The sequence below is a fragment of the Corynebacterium limaceinasi genome (genome assembly GCF_046717465.1).
Lineage (GTDB): Bacteria > Actinomycetota > Actinomycetes > Mycobacteriales > Mycobacteriaceae > Corynebacterium.
The window spans coordinates 1,941,736-1,960,392 of record NZ_CP177100.1 but is presented as its reverse complement, the minus strand read 5'-3'; the positions used below and the strand labels follow the sequence as shown (position 1 = coordinate 1,960,392).

16 protein-coding genes are annotated in these 18,657 nt (G+C 60.2%); 13 read left to right on the top strand and 3 right to left on the bottom strand.

Annotation, left to right across the window (positions count from 1 at the left end; all coding sequences use genetic code 11):
- Positions 1-2: 2 nt before the first annotated feature.
- The 5 genes from ACLI1Q_RS09495 to ndk all read left to right on the top strand — a co-directional run bounded on the left by ACLI1Q_RS09495 (position 3) and on the right by ndk (position 5,602).
- Positions 3-2,735 (top strand): valine--tRNA ligase, encoded by a 2,733-nt coding sequence (locus ACLI1Q_RS09495; protein WP_239268711.1) that lies wholly within the window; start codon positions 3-5, stop codon positions 2,733-2,735.
- On the top strand, positions 2,735-4,306 hold the full coding sequence (gene folC, locus ACLI1Q_RS09490) for a bifunctional tetrahydrofolate synthase/dihydrofolate synthase (protein WP_370658452.1): 1,572 nt from the start codon (positions 2,735-2,737) through the stop codon (positions 4,304-4,306). Before ACLI1Q_RS09495 ends, folC begins: the two co-directional genes overlap by 1 nt.
- The gene (locus ACLI1Q_RS09485) at positions 4,303-4,788 is read left to right on the top strand and encodes a DUF4233 domain-containing protein (RefSeq protein WP_239268709.1); all 486 of its coding nucleotides are present in this window, start codon (positions 4,303-4,305) and stop codon (positions 4,786-4,788) included. The genes folC and ACLI1Q_RS09485 overlap by 4 nt, the downstream gene beginning before the upstream one ends.
- A gap of 5 nt (positions 4,789-4,793) precedes the next feature.
- Positions 4,794-5,105, top strand: a complete 312-nt coding sequence (locus ACLI1Q_RS09480) for a hypothetical protein (RefSeq protein WP_239268707.1) — start codon at positions 4,794-4,796, stop codon at positions 5,103-5,105.
- 86 nt (positions 5,106-5,191) lie between these two features.
- Positions 5,192-5,602, top strand: a complete 411-nt coding sequence (ndk, locus tag ACLI1Q_RS09475) for a nucleoside-diphosphate kinase (protein ID WP_005277934.1) — start codon at positions 5,192-5,194, stop codon at positions 5,600-5,602.
- 147 nt (positions 5,603-5,749) lie between these two features.
- Here ndk and ACLI1Q_RS09470 read toward each other — a convergent pair whose 3' ends face one another.
- Positions 5,750-6,100, bottom strand: coding sequence for an ArsR/SmtB family transcription factor (locus ACLI1Q_RS09470; protein WP_239268705.1), 351 nt, complete (start codon positions 6,098-6,100; stop codon positions 5,750-5,752).
- Between the two features lie 109 nt (positions 6,101-6,209).
- Between ACLI1Q_RS09470 and arsB the strand changes: the two genes are divergently transcribed.
- Positions 6,210-7,274 (top strand): ACR3 family arsenite efflux transporter, encoded by a 1,065-nt coding sequence (arsB, locus tag ACLI1Q_RS09465; protein WP_239268703.1) that lies wholly within the window; start codon positions 6,210-6,212, stop codon positions 7,272-7,274.
- Here arsB and ACLI1Q_RS09460 read toward each other — a convergent pair.
- Positions 7,271-8,038 carry a hypothetical protein gene (locus tag ACLI1Q_RS09460; RefSeq protein WP_239268701.1) on the bottom strand — a complete coding sequence of 256 codons (768 nt, stop codon included), beginning with the start codon at positions 8,036-8,038 and terminating at the stop codon, positions 7,271-7,273. The two genes, arsB and ACLI1Q_RS09460, sit on opposite strands and share 4 nt — an antisense overlap.
- Before the next feature lie 221 nt (positions 8,039-8,259).
- Between ACLI1Q_RS09460 and ACLI1Q_RS09455 the strand changes: the two genes are divergently transcribed.
- From ACLI1Q_RS09455 to ACLI1Q_RS09425, 7 genes are all read left to right on the top strand, one after another.
- Positions 8,260-12,087 (top strand): translation initiation factor IF-2 N-terminal domain-containing protein, encoded by a 3,828-nt coding sequence (locus ACLI1Q_RS09455; protein WP_239268699.1) that lies wholly within the window; start codon positions 8,260-8,262, stop codon positions 12,085-12,087.
- Between the two features lie 224 nt (positions 12,088-12,311).
- Positions 12,312-12,617: a 50S ribosomal protein L21 gene (gene rplU / locus ACLI1Q_RS09450; protein ID WP_023023542.1), complete on the top strand. Its 306-nt coding sequence runs from the start codon at positions 12,312-12,314 to the stop codon at positions 12,615-12,617.
- Positions 12,618-12,660: 43 nt separating this feature from the next.
- Positions 12,661-12,939, top strand: coding sequence for a 50S ribosomal protein L27 (gene rpmA, locus ACLI1Q_RS09445; RefSeq protein WP_005277951.1), 279 nt, complete (start codon positions 12,661-12,663; stop codon positions 12,937-12,939).
- Between the two features lie 172 nt (positions 12,940-13,111).
- Complete coding sequence (gene obgE, locus ACLI1Q_RS09440) at positions 13,112-14,644, top strand: GTPase ObgE (protein ID WP_411696972.1); 1,533 nt, start codon at positions 13,112-13,114, stop codon at positions 14,642-14,644.
- Between the two features lie 140 nt (positions 14,645-14,784).
- A complete protein-coding gene (gene proB / locus ACLI1Q_RS09435) occupies positions 14,785-16,017 on the top strand; it encodes a glutamate 5-kinase (RefSeq protein ID WP_023023537.1) in 1,233 nt (410 codons plus the stop codon).
- Positions 16,018-16,039: 22 nt separating this feature from the next.
- Positions 16,040-16,969 (top strand): D-isomer specific 2-hydroxyacid dehydrogenase family protein, encoded by a 930-nt coding sequence (locus ACLI1Q_RS09430; protein WP_239268697.1) that lies wholly within the window; start codon positions 16,040-16,042, stop codon positions 16,967-16,969.
- 171 nt (positions 16,970-17,140) lie between these two features.
- Complete coding sequence (locus ACLI1Q_RS09425) at positions 17,141-17,815, top strand: metal-dependent transcriptional regulator (protein ID WP_034659051.1); 675 nt, start codon at positions 17,141-17,143, stop codon at positions 17,813-17,815.
- A 59-nt stretch (positions 17,816-17,874) separates the two neighbouring features.
- Here ACLI1Q_RS09425 and ACLI1Q_RS09420 read toward each other — a convergent pair whose 3' ends face one another.
- Positions 17,875-18,657 (bottom strand): metal ABC transporter permease, encoded by a 783-nt coding sequence (locus ACLI1Q_RS09420; protein WP_411696971.1) that lies wholly within the window; start codon positions 18,655-18,657, stop codon positions 17,875-17,877.

Here is an 18,657-nt window from a genome sequence, read left to right as displayed (position 1 = left end):
AGGTGACTGATCAGAATAAAGAGCAACTCGTTGGCACCAATCGCGCGGACCAGCTTCCCAAGTCCTGGGAGCCGCAGGCGGTAGAAAAAGACCTCTATGAAGGTTGGGTCGACCGCGGCTACTTCACCCCGGATGCGAATTCGGAGGCGGAGGGCTTTTCCATCGTGCTGCCACCGCCGAATGTGACCGGCCAGCTGCACATGGGCCACGCTTTAGATCACACGCTGATTGACTCCATCATTCGCCGCAAGCGCATGCAGGGCTATTCCACTTTGTGGCTGCCCGGTGCGGATCACGCGGGCATTGCCACCCAGACCAAGGTTGAGGCCAAGCTCAAGGAGACCGAGGGCAAAAAGCGCTGGGATTATGAGCGCGAGGAGTTCATCGACAAGGTCTGGGAATGGAAGGAAGAATTCGGTGGCACCATCCAGAACCAGATGCGCGCCATCGGTGACTCCGTGGACTGGACCCGCGAGCGCTTTACCCTGGATGAGGGCCTGTCGCGTGCGGTACAGACCATCTTTAAGAACCTCTACGATGAGGGCATGATTTACCGGGCCAACCGCCTGGTCAATTGGTCGCCGGTGCTGGAGACCGCCGTTTCCGATATCGAGGTCGTCTACAAGGACGTCGAGGGCGAGCTGGTCTCCATCCGCTATGGCTCGCTCAATGACGATGAGCCGCACCTCATTGTTGCCACCACGCGTGTGGAAACCATGCTTGGCGATGTCGCCATTGCCGTCCACCCCGACGATGAGCGCTACGCCCACCTCGTGGGCCAGGAATTGGAACACCCCTTCCGCGATGACTTGAAGCTGAAGATCATCGCTGATGATTACGTGGACATGGAGTTTGGTACCGGTGCGGTAAAGATCACCCCGGCCCACGATCCCAATGACTACGCCATGGGCACCCGCCATAACTTGGATATGCCGACGGTGATGGATACCACCGGCCACATCGCGCATACCGGCACCCGTTTTGATGGCATGACGCGCGAAGAAGCGCGCGTGGAAATTCGGGAGGCGCTGCGGGAGCAGGGGCGCATCGTCAAAGAAATCCGCCCCAATGTCCACTCCGTGGGCCACTCGGAGCGCTCCGGCGAGCCCATCGAGCCGCGCCTGTCACTGCAGTGGTTCGTCGATGTCGCGCAGATGGCGAAGGCCTCTGGCGATGCCGTGCGCGAGGGCGATACCGTCTTGCACCCGCAGTCGCTGGAGCCGCGCTATTTTGAGTGGGTCGATGACATGCACGATTGGTGCATCTCCCGCCAGCTGTGGTGGGGCCACCGCATCCCCATTTGGTACGGCCCGGAGCGCACGAACGAGTCCGGTGAGATCGAGCGTGACATCGTGTGCGTCGGCCCCGATGAGGAGCCGCCGGCAGGATACGAGCAGGATCCGGACGTCCTCGATACCTGGTTCTCTTCGGCGCTGTGGCCATTTTCCACCCTGGGCTGGCCCGATAAGACCCCGGATCTGGAGAAGTTCTATCCCACCAACGTGCTGGTCACAGCCTATGACATCTTGTTCTTCTGGGTCGCGCGCATGATAATGTTCGGCACCTTCGCCGGCACCAAGACCCCAGAGCTTTTGGGTAAGGGCACCGATGGCCGCCCGCAGATTCCTTTCAAAGACCTTTACCTGCACGGCCTTGTGCGCGATGAGCAGGGCCGCAAGATGTCCAAGTCCCTGGGCAATGGCATTGACCCGATGGACTGGGTGCGCGATTACGGCGCCGATGCGCTGCGCTTTACCCTTGCCCGCGGCGCCAACCCGGGCGTGGATTTGCCGCTGGGCTCTGATGCCGCCGCGGCATCGCGCAATTTCGCTACCAAGCTCTTTAATGCCACCAAGTTTGCGCTGATGAACGGCGCCGGCGTGGCACCTTTGCCTAGCCGCACGGAGCTTTCGGATGCCGACCGCTGGATCCTTGACCGCGCCGAAGAGGTGCGCACCCAGGTCGATGCCTACTTGGACGATTATCAATTTGCCAAGGCCAACGAGCTGCTCTACCACTTCACCTGGGATGAGCTCTGTGACTGGTACCTGGAGATTGCCAAGACGCAGATCCCGAGCGATGGCGAAACGGTAGAAGGCCGCAATACCCAGATCGTCTTGGGCCGCGTCATCGACGTGGTGCTGCGCCTATTGCACCCCACCATGCCGTATGTGACCGAGGTGCTGTGGAAGGCATTGACCGGCGGGGAATCCATCGTCATCGCCCCGTGGCCCACAGTGGCCGATACCAACGGCGGCGCCACCAAGGACGCGGTGGCCGCCCGCCGCATCGATGATGCCGATAAGCTCATTACCGAGCTGCGCCGCTTCCGCTCCGATCAGGGCGTTAAGCCTTCGCAAAAGGTGCCGGGCCGCCTCGACTTCGCCGCGGCAGACCTGCAGGGCCAAGAGGAATTGGTCCGCAACCTGGCCAATACCACCGCGCCGGGCGAGGACTTTAACCCCTCGGCCTCCATTGAGGTGCGCCTGTCCCAGGCCACCGTGGAGGTAACGCTGGATACCCACGGCGCGGTCGACGTTGAAGCCGAGCGCAAGCGCCTGGAAAAGGATCTGGCCAAGGCCAATAAGGAACTGGAACAGACCGGCAAGAAGCTGGGCAATGAGAACTTCCTGGCCAAGGCGCCGGAAGAGGTGGTCAATAAGATTCGGGCGCGCCAAGACATCGCACGCGAGGAAGTCGAGCGCATTACCAGCCGTTTGGAGGGCCTTAAGTAGTGACAGATCAGCGCTTCAATCACGACGCCAACGGGAACGGCGAGGTCGCCGGGGGAGAGGACGATTTTGAAATCGTCGATGCCCTCAAGGAAGGCACCGATGGCACCCCGGTGGAGATCACGGAATCGGGCCTGACCCTGAACCTCGGCATGGGCGAAGACGAAGAATATAACGACGCCGCGCCCCAAGAGGTATCCCCGGAGGAGCTGCAGGCGCTCGGTGAGGTGGAAGACGAGCTCAACCAGCGCTGGCCGGAGACTAAGATCGAGCCCACCCTGGAGCGCATCGAGATGCTCATGGATTTGCTCGGTCACCCCGAACAGTCCTTTGATGTCATCCACATTGCGGGCACCAATGGTAAGTCTTCTACCGCGCGCATGGTCGATTCGCTGCTGCGTTCCTTCCACCGCCGCGTGGGCCTGGTCACCAGCCCGCACCTGCAGCGGGTCACCGAGCGCATCGGCATCGATGGCCGGCCCATCCACCCGCGCGACTACGTGCGCCTGTGGCACGAAATCAAGCCGTACGTGGAGATGGTGGATGCGCGCTCTGAGGTCCCCATGTCCAAGTTCGAGGTCTTGGTGGGCCTATCCTATGCAGCGTTTGCCGATGCCCCCGTTGACGTCGCCGTCGTCGAGGTCGGCCTCGGTGGGACGTGGGATGCCACGAACGTGGTCAATGCGGACGTTTCCGTGATTACCCCGGTGGGCCTAGACCACACGGATTACCTGGGCAGCGATATTCGGGAGATTGCGGGGGAGAAGGCGGGTATCATCAAGCGCCGCGCCGATGCCGAAGACCCGCTGACCCCGAATGAAAACATCGCCATTATTGCCGAGCAAGACCCTGAGGCCATGCAGGTCATCCTGCAGCGCGCGGTGGATATGGATGCCGGCGTGGCCCGCTCCGGAGCGGAATTCGCGGCCTTAGAATCCCGCATTGCGGTCGGTGGCCAGCAGGTTAATATCCAGGGCCTCGGCGGCATGTACGAGGATATTTTCTTGCCGTTGCACGGCGAGCACCAGGCCAAGAATGCGGCCGTTGCCCTTGCAGCGGTCGAAGCCTTCTTCGGTGCCTCTTCCGGGCATCCTCTGGATATTGCCTCCGTGCGCAACGGTTTTGCCAAGACGATTTCGCCCGGCCGCCTCGAGCGAGTGCGCACCTCGCCCACGACGTTTATCGATGCCGCCCACAATCCCCACGGCGCCAAGGCGCTTGGCGCGGCGCTCGACCGCGATTTCGATTTTGCGCGGCTCATCGGCGTGCTCTCCATCTTTGGCGATAAGGATGCCCAAGGCATCCTCGCCGCGCTGGAGCCGTACTTGAGCGAGGTGGTAATCTCCCAGAACTCCTCGCCGCGCGCGATCGATGCCTATGAATTGGCGGAAACGGCCCGCGATATTTATGGCGAAGAGCGCGTCTATGTGGCCGATGATCTGCCCGGTGCCTACGCGCAAGCCGTGGAGCTGGCGGAGGAATCTGAGGTGCAATCCGGCTCCGGTATTGTCATTACCGGTTCGGTGGTTACCGCCGGCGAAGCCCGCGCTATGTTTGGAAAGGAGCCCGCATGACCAGCCCCAATCCTAGGTCCCGCCTGCCTCGTCAGCCGCGCCGCGGCGACGACATAGCGGACAATGAAATCGGCCCATTGGGCCTAGGGCAGGATCCCGTTAAGGATCCGCTCAAGAGCTTTAATGGCATGGTCATCGCCAGCTCGCTCATCATGGAGTCGATCACGCTCGTTTTGGCGCTGCCGCTGTTGTACAAGCTGTATGACGGTACGCTGTGGACGCCGTTTAACTACGGCGTAGTCATAGGTGCCCTGATATTCCACTTGGGCATGATCGCGTTTATGAATAAGAAGTGGGCGCTGACCGTCATCGTGTGGGCGCAGCTATTGGGCCTTATCCTGGGTTTTATGGCGCACTGGTCCATCGCCGCGATCTTCATCATCTTTGGCATGGAGTGGCTCCTTGCGGCGTATTTGCGCAGTAACTTAATCGCCCGCATGAAGCGCGGTTACTTAACTACCCAGCACCTCAACCAGAAGTAGTGGCCATGCGCACCGTCTATCTCGTCCTCGCGGCCCTAGCCTGCATTGCCGCGGTCGCTGCCCGCGCGGCCACGGGCGCGCCGTGGCTGCCGCTGGTAGCACTCATCATTGCCGCCGTATTTTTGGCCCTTGCCCTGCGCGCTAATTTTCAGCGGGCAGAAGAAGCCACCCTTGATGATTTGGATAAAGAGCAGCGAGCAGAGATTAAGCGTTTGCTGGGCAACGGCCAGTTTGGCACGGCGGTTAACCAAGTGCGCCTGTGGTTTCGGGGTACCTCCCACGAGCGCGCGACGGAGATAGTCCAGCAGCTTACTTAATGCTTATTAAATGCCGCCCACTACGCTGCCCCCGCTTATGGCCCTCGGTCGTGGACGAGTTGTGGGTATTCGGTACAGTATGGGGCATGACTGAACGTACATTGATCCTCATTAAGCCGGACGGCGTAAAGAACGGCCACGTGGGCGAGATCATCGCCCGCATCGAGCGCAAGGGCCTCAAGCTGGCTGAGTTGGACCTGCGCGTGGCTGACCGCGAGACCGCAGAAAAGCACTACGAAGAGCACAAGGACAAGCCATTCTTTGGCGAGCTCGTGGACTTCATCACCTCCGCACCGCTGATTGCCGGCGTTGTTGAAGGCGAGCGCGCCATCGAGGCATGGCGCCAGCTGGCCGGCGGCACCGACCCAGTCTCCAAGGCCGCACCCGGTTCCATCCGCGGTGACTTCGCACTCAGCGTGGGCGAGAACATCGTGCACGGCTCCGACTCCCCAGAGTCCGCTGAGCGCGAGATTGGAATTTGGTTCCCCAACCTCTAAGCACTGAATCTACCTAGATTTCAAGGAGACCCGAGCGTTAAGCTCGGGCCTTTTCCTTTAAGAGGGGGTTTATTGCGGGGCGAAATACTTTGATTGGCTCACAGTGTTGCAAACATATAAGGCCAAGATTTCATTGTTAGTGGCTGTTTAGTCGAAAGAGAGTAGTTCGCGCAGTGCAGTGAAAGCTTGTTTTTGCACTTCATGGGTGACGGTGCGGCCAGTCTGTCGTTTGGCTAAGAGGTCAGCATCCCGCATTTTTGCAAGATGGTGAGACACCGTCGGCTGACTCAGACCGGATAATGCGGTCAGTTCTGAGACGCTCATCGGGCCGCAGCCTTCATCGCACAAAATGGACAAAAGGCGAAGGCGCGCGGGATCTGCAAGTACCTTGAACTGCTGGGCAAAGTGCACGGCATTGTCTTGATCTAGGGGGCCGTTGCTAAGCGAACAGCATTCGTTGATGTAGGGATTTTTGGTCATGCCGTGCGAAGAAACCATGCATTCAGTATATGGGCGTTTTCCCACCCATTCATATTGACAGGTATCGATATGAATGGGTACAGTGCAGCACGGTACGGTGCGACTTGGGTCAATGAAGGAGACAGGTATGGCTACCTCACAGCAGCCGCGATTGGCTTTTCTCGATCGCTTTCTTCCCGTGTGGATCATCATCGCTATGGTCCTTGGCCTGCTTATAGGTCATTTTCTTCCAGGAATTGGAAAAGCGCTCTCAGCTTTAGAAGTTGGGGGTATTTCCCTTCCAATTGCTTTAGGGCTGTTGGTGATGATGTATCCACCGCTTGCTAAAGTGCGCTATGAAAAGACCCGGGAGATTGCCACTGACAGACGGCTGATGACCGTGTCAATCGTTTTGAATTGGCTTGTGGGGCCAGCATTCATGTTCGCACTGGCCTGGCTATTCTTGGCGGATCAACCCGAGCTGCGCACGGGTCTTATCATTGTCGGCCTTGCCCGCTGCATCGCCATGGTCTTGGTGTGGTCAGACCTATCCTGCGGTGACCGAGAAGCCACGGCAGTATTAGTAGCAATCAACTCCGTCTTCCAAGTTGCGATGTTCGGTGTCCTGGGTTGGTTCTACCTGCAGATACTGCCGGGATGGCTGGGTCTTGATACCACCTCTGTCGAATTCTCTTTCTGGTCCATTGTTACTTCAGTGCTCGTATTCTTAGGCATCCCGCTTTTGCTCGGGGTTATCTCCCGAGTATGGGCAGAGAAAACTAAAGGGCGTGAGTGGTTCGAAAACCGTTACCTTCCTGCGGTGTCTCCTTTGGCAATGATCGGTTTGCTGTATACAATCGTCTTACTGTTCTCCCTGCAAGGAGAACAGCTAGTGGAGCAGCCGGTAGCAGTGGTTAGGGTAGCGGTGCCTCTGATGTTGTACTTTGTCGGGATGTTCTTTCTGGCTTTGGGCGTAGCTAAAGTTGCCGGAATGAATTATGCACAGTCTGCCTCAGTGGCCTTTACCGCAGCGGGAAATAATTTTGAGTTAGCCATCGCGGTGTCCATCGGTACCTTTGGTGCCACCTCTGCTCAAGCGTTAGCCGGTACCATTGGGCCTCTTGTTGAAATTCCGGTTTTGGTTGGTTTGGTATACGTAATGCTCTGGATTGGTCCTAAGTTATTTCCAGGAGACCCGAGTCTGCCGAATTAGCGTCTGCCAAGTTGATACAGGCACCGCACTCCAGTAGGGGTGAGGGTGATGCGCCAGCTTTCTACTTTGGAGCGCAGTCCAATATCTTCTACCTTCACGAGCCCATGCTTTTTTAGTTCCTGAAGAGCATCCGGCAGGGTATCTAGTTCCACCTGCATCAGGCGGGACAAGGCCTTGGTGGTGGTCGTATTGCCCTGGACGGCCCCGGCGGTGACGAGGGCGGTGAGGATATTTAGGTGGGCATCGGCAAGCTGCATGGCATGATCTGTGACCCCTTCTAAGGGATCTTCAGCCACGATGCGCTGCATGCGGCGGCGGCCAATGCGAAAGGACTGGGAAAGCATGGCCCACAAGCCCAGCGGGAGTGCGAACGCCGACACCGCTCCGGTTAAGATGCCTTCCACGGGCGGGGCCAGCGAGATGTTTGGCAACCAGCCAGCCGCGGACAGCGGGGCCATGGCCAGCGGTAGAGCAAGTGGTATCACTGGCGCCCAATAAGCAATGGCGGGGTAATCGCCCTCGAGGTAGACATCCTGGCTAGCCCCAATAGAGCGGGGATAATGGCGGATGAGGTGCACCAATCCAATGACCGCGAAGACCGCAAAAACGCCGGCGCCCATCAGCATGTAGCTGGCCTCCGTTTGGGCAAACCCGAGGGCAAAACCGGCCGGAACGCCGAATAAGCACGCCTCTTTCGGCGTAATCTCATTACGCTGCCGGTACTGCGATAATGTTCGGGCGGGACGTGGTGCCAGTTCTGCCATAAGTTCAAACGTATCATCGCCCACAGCCTGCTCGCCCCGCCAAGATTCTGTGACACAATGGAACTCACGCGCAGCGCGCGCATAATTTCATAACCCATAAGCTTTAACGCAGTGCGTTTTCGTTGCTATTCGTGCGGCAGCGGCGCGGTCCTTTTTGGGCTGTGCCTGCGCCCGAATAGCCGGCGCACCATACAATCGAAGTACAGGAGTAAGCCCAACTAATGGCGGCACAGAACTCTCAAGAAACAACTGAAAACCTCCAGGCAGCCGCGGCTTTGGCCCAGCGGATAGACCCGAGCGAGCTCAAAGATAAAACCCGCGTGTATGCCTTGGCCCAAAAGCTCGGCCTATCCTCGCGCCAGCTGGTGGCCCAGCTCAAGGACATGGGCCTGAACAAGACCGCGCAGAGCTCCATTACCCGCGCAGAAGCAGGCGACCTCTTCGCTGCTCTAGCCCGCCATGCAGGGGGCGCGGATGCGGAGCAGCCTGCAACCGTGGACGAGAGCCCAGCGGAAGCAAAGCCCGAGGGCAAGGCCAAGACCACCAAGCGCGCTCGGCGCACCCGCAAAGCCACGAAGAAGTCTGCGCCTGCGGCAAAGAAAGGGCCAGTACAAGCTGATGATGGGGAAGAAGATGGCGCTCCCACTGAAAACACCGCCGCCGATGCGGAAGAAGAAAAGAACCTGCGCTACCGCGTGCGCAAGAACGTGGACAATGAAATCTCCCAGATTGAGGAAAAGGTCGATGCTTCGCTGGTAAAGAGCGCACTGCCGGATCCTGAGCCGTCGAACGCGCCCGCGCGCGCTGAAGATGATGCCGATGCTAATGCCACCGACGCTGCCGCTGCCGGAGCTGGCGAAGCGACTGGGACCGTGGATCCGGCCAAGCTGCATGAGGTGCTGGCAGAGGCCGGCGAGGACTTCGACGATGATTACTATGCCCCGCGCATAGTCCCGCGCGCGGAGACGGACGACGATTCCGCTGCGTATGACTTCGCGCCGCTGTTTATGCCGCCGCAGCAGCAGGACGCCGCCGAGCTTGGTGAGGATGAGGCCGCGGACATGGCGGCGATCGCTGAAGCCGCTGATGCGGCGGAACCTGGCGACGACGCAGAGCCGGACGAGGCCGAGGTAGACAATAAGGCGTCGCGCGGGGGTTCTGACAAGCGTCGCCGCGGCCGCCGTGGTACCTCCCGTGGGCGCGGCGTGCACGAGAACGCCAAGAAGGATGTGGCGGATAAGGAGCCGGAGCTTATCGATGAGCCCAAGGCCATCCGTGGCTCCACCCGCATCGAGGCACAGAAGCGCCGCCGCGCAGAATTGCGCGAGAAGGGCCGCGAGCGCCAGCACATCGTGTCCCAGGCGGAATTTTTGGCGCGGCGCGAGGCCGTGGAACGCACCATGGTGGTGCGCGATAAGCAGCGCGAGGACGGCGCGGGCATCGTCACGCAGGTGGGCGTGCTTGAAGATGACCTCTTGGTCGAGCACTTCGTTACCACCGAGGCCCAAGCCTCCCTCATTGGCAATATTTACTTAGGCCGCGTGCAAAACGTCTTGCCGTCCATGGAGGCGGCATTCGTGGACATCGGCCAGGGCCGCAACGGTGTGCTTTATGCCGGCGAGATTGACTGGCGCAAGACCAAATTGCACGGGCGTTCCCGCAAGGTTGAAAATACCCTGAAATCCGGCGACCAAATCTTGGTGCAGGTGGCAAAGGACCCGATTGGCCACAAGGGTGCGCGCCTGACCACCCGGATTTCCTTGGCCGGGCGCTACCTCGTCTACGTACCAGGCGGCCGCAGTGCTGGAATTTCGCGCAAGCTGCCGGCACCGGAGCGCAAGCGCTTAAAGGACATCTTGGGCCGCGTGGTGCCAGGCGATGGCGGCGCCATCATCCGTACCGCTGCCGAAAACGTTCCCGAGGAGGCCATTGCAGCAGATGTGCAGCGCCTGCATAACCGGTGGGAAGATATTTCCACCCAAGCTAAGAAGGAAAAATCCTCCAAGGGTGCTAAGCCGGTCACGCTCTATGAAGAGCCGAATATGCTCATCAAGGTCGTCCGGGATCTCTTCAACGAAGACTTCCATCGCCTGATCGTGGACGGGAAGCGTTCCTTTAATACGGTCAATGCCTACGTGGAATCCATGGCCCCGGACCTTGCAGACCGCGTGGTGCGCTATAAGCCCAAGGACCACGGCGGCCAGGATGCCTTTGCCGCCTACCGCATTGATGAGCAGCTGCATAAGGCGCTCTCGCGCAAGGTATGGCTGCCATCTGGCGGCACCTTGGTCATCGATCGTACCGAGGCCATGACCGTCATCGATGTCAACACCGGCAAGTTCACCGGCTCCGGCGGCAACCTGGAAGAGACCGTGACCCGCAATAACCTGGAGGCGGCCGAAGAAATCGTGCGCCAGATGCGCCTGCGCGATCTGGGCGGCATGATCGTGGTGGACTTTATTGACATGGTCTTGCCGGAAAACCAGGACCTGGTTTTGCGCCGCCTGAAGGAGGCCCTGGGTCGCGACCGCACGCGCCACCAGGTATCCGAGGTTACCTCCCTGGGCTTGGTGCAAATGACGCGCAAGCGCTTGGGCACTGGCTTGGTAGAGACCTTTTCTACCGAGTGTGAGCACTGCCATGGCCGCGGCATCATCATCCACGAGTACCCGGTCGATGAAGCTGAAGACAACCACTCCGGCCAGCATTCGCACGGTTCCTCCAAGTCGCACAAGAAGCCAGACCACGATCCCCAGCAGCACCCGGCTGCCGTGGCCATGCACGAGCATGACGATGAAGACGAGCGCGCGGAGAAGAAGGGCCAGAAGCACCACAAGGGGCATAAGGCCGCTAACCAGCCGCAGAAGTACCAAAAGACCAACGCTCCCCTCTACAGCAGCGAGGACGAGCAGTCACCGTCGCTGGAGGAGCTCGTGGCCAATGTCGTCGTAGACGATGAGACCGCCGACTCCACACAGAAGGCCCCACAGAAGCGAGCCGACAACGCCCGCGGACACCGTGACGAGCGCAGCCGTGGCCGCAGCGAAGACAAGCAGAAGAAGCGCCGCCGAGTGCAGAAGAAGTCCGAGGTCTCTGAAATCGAGGCCATCGCCTATGCTGCGGCAGAAAACGCCGCCGAAAGCGATGAGGTACAGGAATTTAATTCCTATGTGCCCGATGGCCAAGAATCACCGGCGAAGGAGAAGAAGCGCACCCAGCGGGGCAAGAAGCCGCGCCGGGCAACGCGGACCTCGCCAGCTTCCCGCCGCGTGCAGGAGCAGCAGAAACAGCGCCAGCAGGCGGCTGAAGAGAAGAAGGCGGTAGCTACCGATGCCCCGGAGAAGACCTACGAGGAGGCAGTAGCCGAGTTTGAGGCTTCTCCGCGCCGGAAGCGGCGCACGCGCGGAAATTCGCGTTCCGATAATCGCCCGCGCCCAGAGGCTTTTGCCCAGCCACAAAAAGAGGAATCCACGGGTTCCGCCGAGAAGTCACGCGGTGACGGTGCGGCACAGCAGGACGCCGAGCAGCAAAAGCCTCGCAGCAAGTCACGCGGGCGTGGTCGGCGTCGCAGCGTTCGCACCCAGCCAAATTCCCGCCGGGCAAATGTGCGGGCCTCGCACCGGGCAAACGCGCAGGATGTAAAGCAGGACGACAAGCGCGGGGACACCTCGCGAACTGCGGAGCAGCGTCACGAGAATATCAGTGGCGGGAAGAATAAATCCTCGGTACAGGGAGGCCGTCGCGGCAAGCGCCGGGTGGTGCGTACGAACCCGAGGGATAAGGCCACCTCGCACAATGCGGGTGGCCCAACGGCTACACCTGTTCAAGGGGAGAAGGATTCCCAGAAGGCTAGTGCTCCGCAGACTGAAACCAAGGTCATTCGCCGCGGGAAGAAGCGCGCGGTGAAAAAGACCGGGGCGCCGGCAGCGGCCGCGCGGCAGGAACGTACTGGGGAAAAGGCGTCCACTAACGCGCCGGAGACCCCGCAGACTGGTGCTAAGGACGCGGGCCGGCGGCGGCGCCGCGTAGCACGGCGAGCTACTTCCTAGGGCATCGCCACGCGGGTGCGAAGTGCGTGGTTTGTATTTTGTACCCGCGGCGGGGTAGTCTTTGACAGTCGCTGTTTAGAACTCTCGGCGCTGGATCAGCCCACAATTGCCGCCCGGTGATTGCGGACATGTTCGCGCGGGGTCTGAACGCAATATGTAAGTGTCCATTCGGATAACGGCCTGGATGCCGTGTCCGAGCGAGTTTAGATAAGGGGTAACCCTCTATGTACGCGATCGTCAAGACCGGCGGCAAGCAGTACAAGGTTGCTGAAGGTGACCTCGTCAAGGTCGAGAAGATCGAGGGTGAGCCAGGCTCTGCCGTGGCTCTCACCCCGGTTCTGCTCGTCGATGGCGCCGCTGTGAAGTCCAAGGCTTCCGACTTGGAGAAGGTTTCCGTTGCTGCGGAAATCGTTGAACAGGGTAAAGGTCCAAAGATTGATATCTTGAAGTACAAGAACAAGACTGGTTACAAGAGGCGTTTGGGTCACCGCCAGCCTCAGACCACCTTGAAGATCACCGGTATCAAGTAAGCCTTAACCGGGCTGCAAATCATCCCCGAAGGAGGGAAACGACATGGCACACAAGAAGGGTGCTTCCAGCTCCAGCAACGGTCGCGATTCCGAGTCCAAGCGCCTCGGCGTCAAGCGCTTCGGTGGTCAGCAGGTTAACGCCGGCGAGATCATCGTGCGTCAGCGCGGCACCAAGTTCCACCCAGGTGAGAACGTTGGTCGCGGCGGCGATGACACCTTGTTCGCACTTGCTGCTGGCTCCGTGAAGTTCGGCATCAAGCGCGGCCGCCGGATGGTAAACATCATCCCGGCTGAAGAGGTTGCTGCAGAAGCTACTGCTTAAGCACGACCGCAGCGGTCAATCCTCGGGCAGCTTTCACTACGGGTGAGGGCAGCTCGAGGATTTTCTCGTTTTACCTCCCACTGTGCTGGCAGGGCATGGGTTGGAGTCCGAGCTTGGCTACGCATTACACTGGCTAAGACAATAGATTTAAATAAGAAGGGTGTGGCACATCATGGCACGATTTATTGACCGCGTCGTCTTGCACTTGCAGGCTGGCGACGGTGGGCATGGCTGTGTGTCTGTCCACCGCGAGAAATTCAAGCCATTGGGCGGACCGGATGGCGGCAATGGCGGCCACGGTGGCGACATCGTTTTGGAAGTTTCAGAGCAGATCCATACTTTGATGGACTTCCACTACCGCCCGCATATTAAGGCCGAACGAGGCGGCAACGGTGCCGGCGATATGCGCAATGGCGCGCGCGGTGAGGACCTGATTCTGGAGGTTCCCGCGGGTACGGTTGTGCGCACGGAAAAGGGTGAGACCCTGGCGGATCTTACTGTGCCGGGCACGCGTTTCGTCGCGGCTGAGGGCGGTTTCGGTGGCTTGGGCAACGCGGCGTTGGCGTCTAAGAACCGGAAGGCACCGGGCTTTGCGCTGCAGGGCGAGCCGGGCCAAGCTCATGATTTGGTGCTCGAGCTGAAATCCATGGCGGATGTGGGGCTTGTGGGCTTTCCTTCGGCGGGTAAGTCCTCGTTGATCTCTGTGCTCTCTGCAGCCAAGCCGAAGATTGGTGACTACCCGTTTACCACCCTGCAGCCCAACTTGGGTGTGGTGGATATGGGCGATAGCTCCTTTACCATTGCCGATGTCCCTGGCCTTATCCCTGGCGCCGCCGATGGCAAGGGCCTAGGCCTAGACTTCCTGCGCCACATCGAGCGCACGGCCGTGCTGGCCCACGTCGTTGATACCGCATCCATCGAGCCTGGCCGCGATCCGGAATCCGATATTGAGGCGCTGGAAAATGAGCTGGCTAAGTACCAGGAGGCGCTAGAAAGCGATACCGGTTTGGGTGACCTGCGCGAGCGCCCGCGCGTCATTATTTTGAATAAGGTCGATGTGCCGGAGGCGGAAGAGCTTGCGGAGTTCGTCAAGGATGACCTGAAGGAAAAGTTTGGCTGGCCGGTGTTCATCATTTCTGCGGCAGCACGCAAGGGCTTGGACCCGCTGAAATTCAAGCTCATGGAAATGGTCACCGAGCATCACAAGGCACAGCCTAAGCCGAAGCGGGATCCTTCCCATACCGTTATTCACCCCAAGGCCCAAGCGCATAAGAAAAACACCGGCAGCTTCGCAGACTTTAGCGTGCGACCGGACCCAGAAGTGCAGGGCGGATTCATTGTGGAAGGCGAAAAGATCGAGCGCTGGATTACCCAGACCGACTTTGAAAACGATGAGGCCGTGGGTTACTTGGCGGACCGCCTGGCCAAGGCCGGCGTGGAAGACGAGCTGCACAAGCAGGGCGCGGTGGAAGGCTGTCCCGTGACCATCGGCGGCATTACATTCGAATGGGAGCCGATGACCGGCGGCGATCCAACTATGGCCAGCCGCGGCGAGGATGCCCGCCTGAAGGGCACCAACCGCGTGTCGGCAGCGGAGCGCAAGCGTGCCTCCCAAGCCCGGCGTGGCTTGGTCGATGAGCTCGACTACGGAGATGAGGAAGAGATCACCCGCGAAGGCGCTAACCGTGACCGGTGGCAGGGTTAGTTGTTAACTTCTGGCGAAGGGAAGTGGGGGCAATTCCACCGGACGATTGCCCCCAGTTCAGACACATTATGCTGCGCACATGGGGGAAATGTGCCCCAATGAAGGGGGCGGGAGGCATAAGCTTTGTACACTATTGAGTTATGTCTTCTGATCAACAGAAAGAGCCCATTCTTCCGCTCCCCGTAGAGCCGTTTGATGGCCCTACCGCTGATACTCCGTTCCCCGAAGCCCTTGATGAAAACCCGATAGCCTCCGGGTTTGAATCCGAATTGCGCAACTCTATCGCTGAGGCCAAGCGCGTCGTTGTAAAGATTGGTTCCTCGTCGCTGACGGATGAGAATTTCCGCGTGGCGCAGGAAAAGATCGATCACATCGTTGATGCTGTCCACGCACGCATGGGACGCTCCGATGTCATCATCGTTTCCTCCGGTGCGGTTGCTGCCGGTATGGGCCCGCTCGGCCTGCACCAGCGCCCCACCGACCTGGCTACGAAGCAGGCTTCGGCGTCTGTGGGCCAGGTACACCTCGCCTATGAGTGGGGCCGTTCCTTTGCGCGTTATCAGCGCACCATCGGTCAGGTGCTGCTTACGGCCTCCGATGCCGGACACCGCGACCGCGCCCGCAACGCGCAGCGCACCATTGATCGTCTGCGCCAGCTGCGCACCATTCCCATCGTGAACGAAAACGACGCCGTTGCTACCTCTGAGATGCACTTCGGCGATAACGACCGCCTGTCGGCCTTGGTCGCCAACTTGGTGGGCGCAGACGCGCTCTTCCTGTTCTCTGATGTCGATGGCCTCTATGACAAGAACCCGGCCGAGCCGGATGCGAAGTTCATCGATGAGGTGCGCACCGGTAAGGATCTCAAGGGCGTTGTTGCCGGCGATGGCGGCAAGGTCGGCACCGGCGGCATGGCCACGAAGGTCTCCGCCGCCCGCCTGGCCACCCGCGGCGGCATTCCTGTGCTGTTGACCTCTACCGATAATATTGGCCCCGCGCTTTCCGATGCCTCCGTGGGCACCGTCTTCCACACCCGCGAGGAACGCCAGCTTTCGGCTTGGAAGTTCTGGGCGCTCTACTGCGCCGATACCGGCGGAGCCGTCCGCCTGGACGAGGGCGCCAAGGAGGCCGTGACCAAGGGCGGTACCTCCTTGCTCGCCGTGGGTATTACCGATGTCCGCGGTGAATTCAACAAGGGCGAGATCATCGATATCTTGGGCCCGAAGGGCGAGGTTATCGGCCGCGGTGAGGTCCGCTTCGATTCCGAGGAATTGAACGCCATCAAGGGCATGCAGATGAGTGAGCTGCCAGAAGATAAGCGCCGCTCCGTCGTGCACGCGGATTACCTGTCCAACTTCGCCTCTCGCATCTAGCTAAGTGCCGTACGCTGGTCCCATGAAGTATTTTATGGGACCAGAAACGTGGCAGCCGATGGTCGATGACTTAAGCGCTGCCGGCCACGAACGCGTAGAAAACCTCGAAGACGCAGAGGTTTATGTCAATAACACACCCAGCCCACGCCGCATCCCAGAGATGCCGGACAATATCGGCTGGGTGCAGCATTGTTTTACCGGTGTAAACCAACTCATTGATGCTGGATTGATTACCCCTGAGGGCTTGCCGTGGTGCAATTCCGCCGGCGCCTTTGCCAAGCCGGTGGCCGAATGCGCCTTGGGCCTACTGCTCTCCCAAGCTCATCAGCACAAGGCCTTTGTGCAGGCCGGCACCTGGTCGGTGGCCAAGGAGCTGGATGAAGCGCAGGAGTGGATCTATGACCAGCAGGGGCCGAAGAAGGTAGCGATTTTGGGTGCTGGTGGCATCGGCAAGCAGCTCATTGCCCTGCTCAAGCCCTTTGGGGTGTACATCACCGCCGTGAATCGCTCTGGGCGCCCCGTGGAGGGCGCCGATGAGGTGGTTGCCATGGCTGATGCCGCACACGTGTGGGGCGAGGCCGATGTTATTTTCTGCATCCTGCCCGCCACGCAGGAAACGGAGGGGCTAATCGATGCCGCAAAGTTCCGCGCCATGAAACCGTCCTCGCTGTTTATCAACGTCGGGCGCGGCAGCACCGTGGTTACCGATGACCTCGTGGATGCCCTGCGCGAGGGTGAAATCGCCGGGGCCGGCTTGGAAGTTGTGGACCCAGAGCCGCTTCCCGATGGCCACCCGTTGCTCTCCCTGCCCAATTGCACCATGACCCCGCACATCGGGGCAACAAAGCACGTGGCGCAGTACCACATGGGCGATATTTTTAATGCCAATGCCGTCGCGTGGGATAAGGGTGAGCCCATGCCCACCCAGGTAGATCCGGAGGCGGGATACTAGAAAGCTTAAGAGCCACGGACAGCGAAGCCTGGGTGCGTCGTGTGTGTACCGAAGAAAGGATGTACCGCCCACTGTCCGTGGCAAGTGAAATTAAAAGTTCAATGTGTTGAACTACTGCTAATTTAACACTTATCCAAGGGCAACACAAGCACGATTATTAAGATGGTGGACATGCACCTAGAAGAACTCCCTACCCGCAGCCAGGACTACCTCAAAGTTCTGTGGGACTTATCGGAGCATTCCGGCGGCGCCCCAGTGGGGCTGAAGGATGTGGCGGGGCGCCTGGATCAAAAGGTGCCTACTGCCTCAGAGGCGATTAAAAAGCTCGCCGCTCAAGGGCTGGTGGAGCATGAGCGCTATCAGGGCGTCTCATTGAGCCCTGCGGGCCGCGAGCTGGCGATGCAGATGGTGCGCCGCCACCGGCTTTTAGAAACCTTCTTGGTAGAGACCCTGGACTATTCCTGGGACGAGGTGCACGAGGACGCTGATCGCCTCGAGCACGCCTGCTCCGATCGCTTTATTGGCCGCATCGATGCGCTGCTGGGATCCCCCGACCGCGATCCGCACGGCGATCCCATTCCCGATATTGGCGGCGGGATCGAGGATCTTGGCACGCTCACGCTCGCCAGCGCCCCGCTCGATGCGCCCGTGACCGTGGAGCGCGTCTGCGATGAGGATCCTGGCCTATTGCGCTACCTCGACCGCTTTGGGGTGGAGCTGGGCAATGAGCTGCGCGTAAGCGATAGCGTGGCCGGCTTATTGACGGTGCAGACCAAAGGCGGCGAGATGTCGCTGGCGGAGGTGGCCGCCCGCGAGATCACAGTCCGCCTGTCCTCGTCTAATTAACGCGCGGCGCAGCAACGCAGTGCTGCGCCGCGCCGTGCGACGCCATGCTGCGCCGCACGTTAGGAGACCGCCTTATAGGCCGTCATGCTGGCGAGGTAGAACACGCCGGCCACAATGGCGATGGTGCCGCCGGCCGAAAGGCTCAAGTGCGCAGCGATAAAAAGCCCGGCCACCGCGATGGTGATGCCGATGATGCCCGCCCCGATAAGCAGCGCCTCCGGGCGCGATACCCACGGGCGCAGGCCCGCGGCTGGAGCCACGAGCAAGGCGATGGACAAGATGGTGCCGACGGCGGGGATGACGGCGGCCATCGTCAAGCAGATAAGGCCGAGCGTCAGGGCATCGTAAAGCCCGCTATGCGGGGACGTGGTGGGGTCGAAATACGCCTGGAAGAGGCGGCGCCGGCAGGCTAGTACCGCCAGTAGGCAGATAATGACCAGGCCGGCTGCGACGGCGACATCGCGGTGGTTGACCGTGGTAAGCGAGCCCACCAGGAAGCTATCGACGTGCAGCGGCAGCGGCTGGAACCAGCGCAGCAACAAGATACCCATCGCAAACCCCAGAGTGAGCGTGGTGCCCGCCGCAGCGGTGGAGGAGACGCCGTGCACCTTGCCCAGGTAATGCATGAAAATCGCCAGCGGAATGCAGACCGCCACGGAGCCGAGCATGAGCCCATCGCTCAAGTTGGCACCCAGCGCATTGGCCACGACGACGCCGAGGACCGCGCCGGGAAAGGTGCCGTGGGAGAGGCTCTCAGCAAAAAAGACGCGATTGCCCAACACCATGAGCGTACCTACCAGCCCGGAGAGGCAGCCTACCGCGATGGCTTCGAAGAATGGCAA

Excerpts from the sequence above, each read along its gene's own strand:
- ACLI1Q_RS09485 (WP_239268709.1), top strand. The coding sequence starts at position 4,303 with ATGACCAGCCCCAATCCTAGGTCCCGCCTGCCTCGTCAGCCGCGCCGC.
- ACLI1Q_RS09480 (WP_239268707.1), top strand. The coding sequence starts at position 4,794 with ATGCGCACCGTCTATCTCGTCCTCGCGGCCCTAGCCTGCATTGCCGCG.
- ndk (WP_005277934.1), top strand. The coding sequence starts at position 5,192 with ATGACTGAACGTACATTGATCCTCATTAAGCCGGACGGCGTAAAGAAC.
- ACLI1Q_RS09470 (WP_239268705.1), bottom strand. The coding sequence starts at position 6,100 with ATGGTTTCTTCGCACGGCATGACCAAAAATCCCTACATCAACGAATGC.
- arsB (WP_239268703.1), top strand. The coding sequence starts at position 6,210 with ATGGCTACCTCACAGCAGCCGCGATTGGCTTTTCTCGATCGCTTTCTT.
- ACLI1Q_RS09460 (WP_239268701.1), bottom strand. The coding sequence starts at position 8,038 with ATGGCAGAACTGGCACCACGTCCCGCCCGAACATTATCGCAGTACCGG.
- ACLI1Q_RS09455 (WP_239268699.1), top strand. The coding sequence starts at position 8,260 with ATGGCGGCACAGAACTCTCAAGAAACAACTGAAAACCTCCAGGCAGCC.
- rplU (WP_023023542.1), top strand. The coding sequence starts at position 12,312 with ATGTACGCGATCGTCAAGACCGGCGGCAAGCAGTACAAGGTTGCTGAA.
- rpmA (WP_005277951.1), top strand. The coding sequence starts at position 12,661 with ATGGCACACAAGAAGGGTGCTTCCAGCTCCAGCAACGGTCGCGATTCC.
- obgE (WP_411696972.1), top strand. The coding sequence starts at position 13,112 with ATGGCACGATTTATTGACCGCGTCGTCTTGCACTTGCAGGCTGGCGAC.
- proB (WP_023023537.1), top strand. The coding sequence starts at position 14,785 with ATGTCTTCTGATCAACAGAAAGAGCCCATTCTTCCGCTCCCCGTAGAG.
- ACLI1Q_RS09430 (WP_239268697.1), top strand. The coding sequence starts at position 16,040 with ATGAAGTATTTTATGGGACCAGAAACGTGGCAGCCGATGGTCGATGAC.
- ACLI1Q_RS09425 (WP_034659051.1), top strand. The coding sequence starts at position 17,141 with ATGCACCTAGAAGAACTCCCTACCCGCAGCCAGGACTACCTCAAAGTT.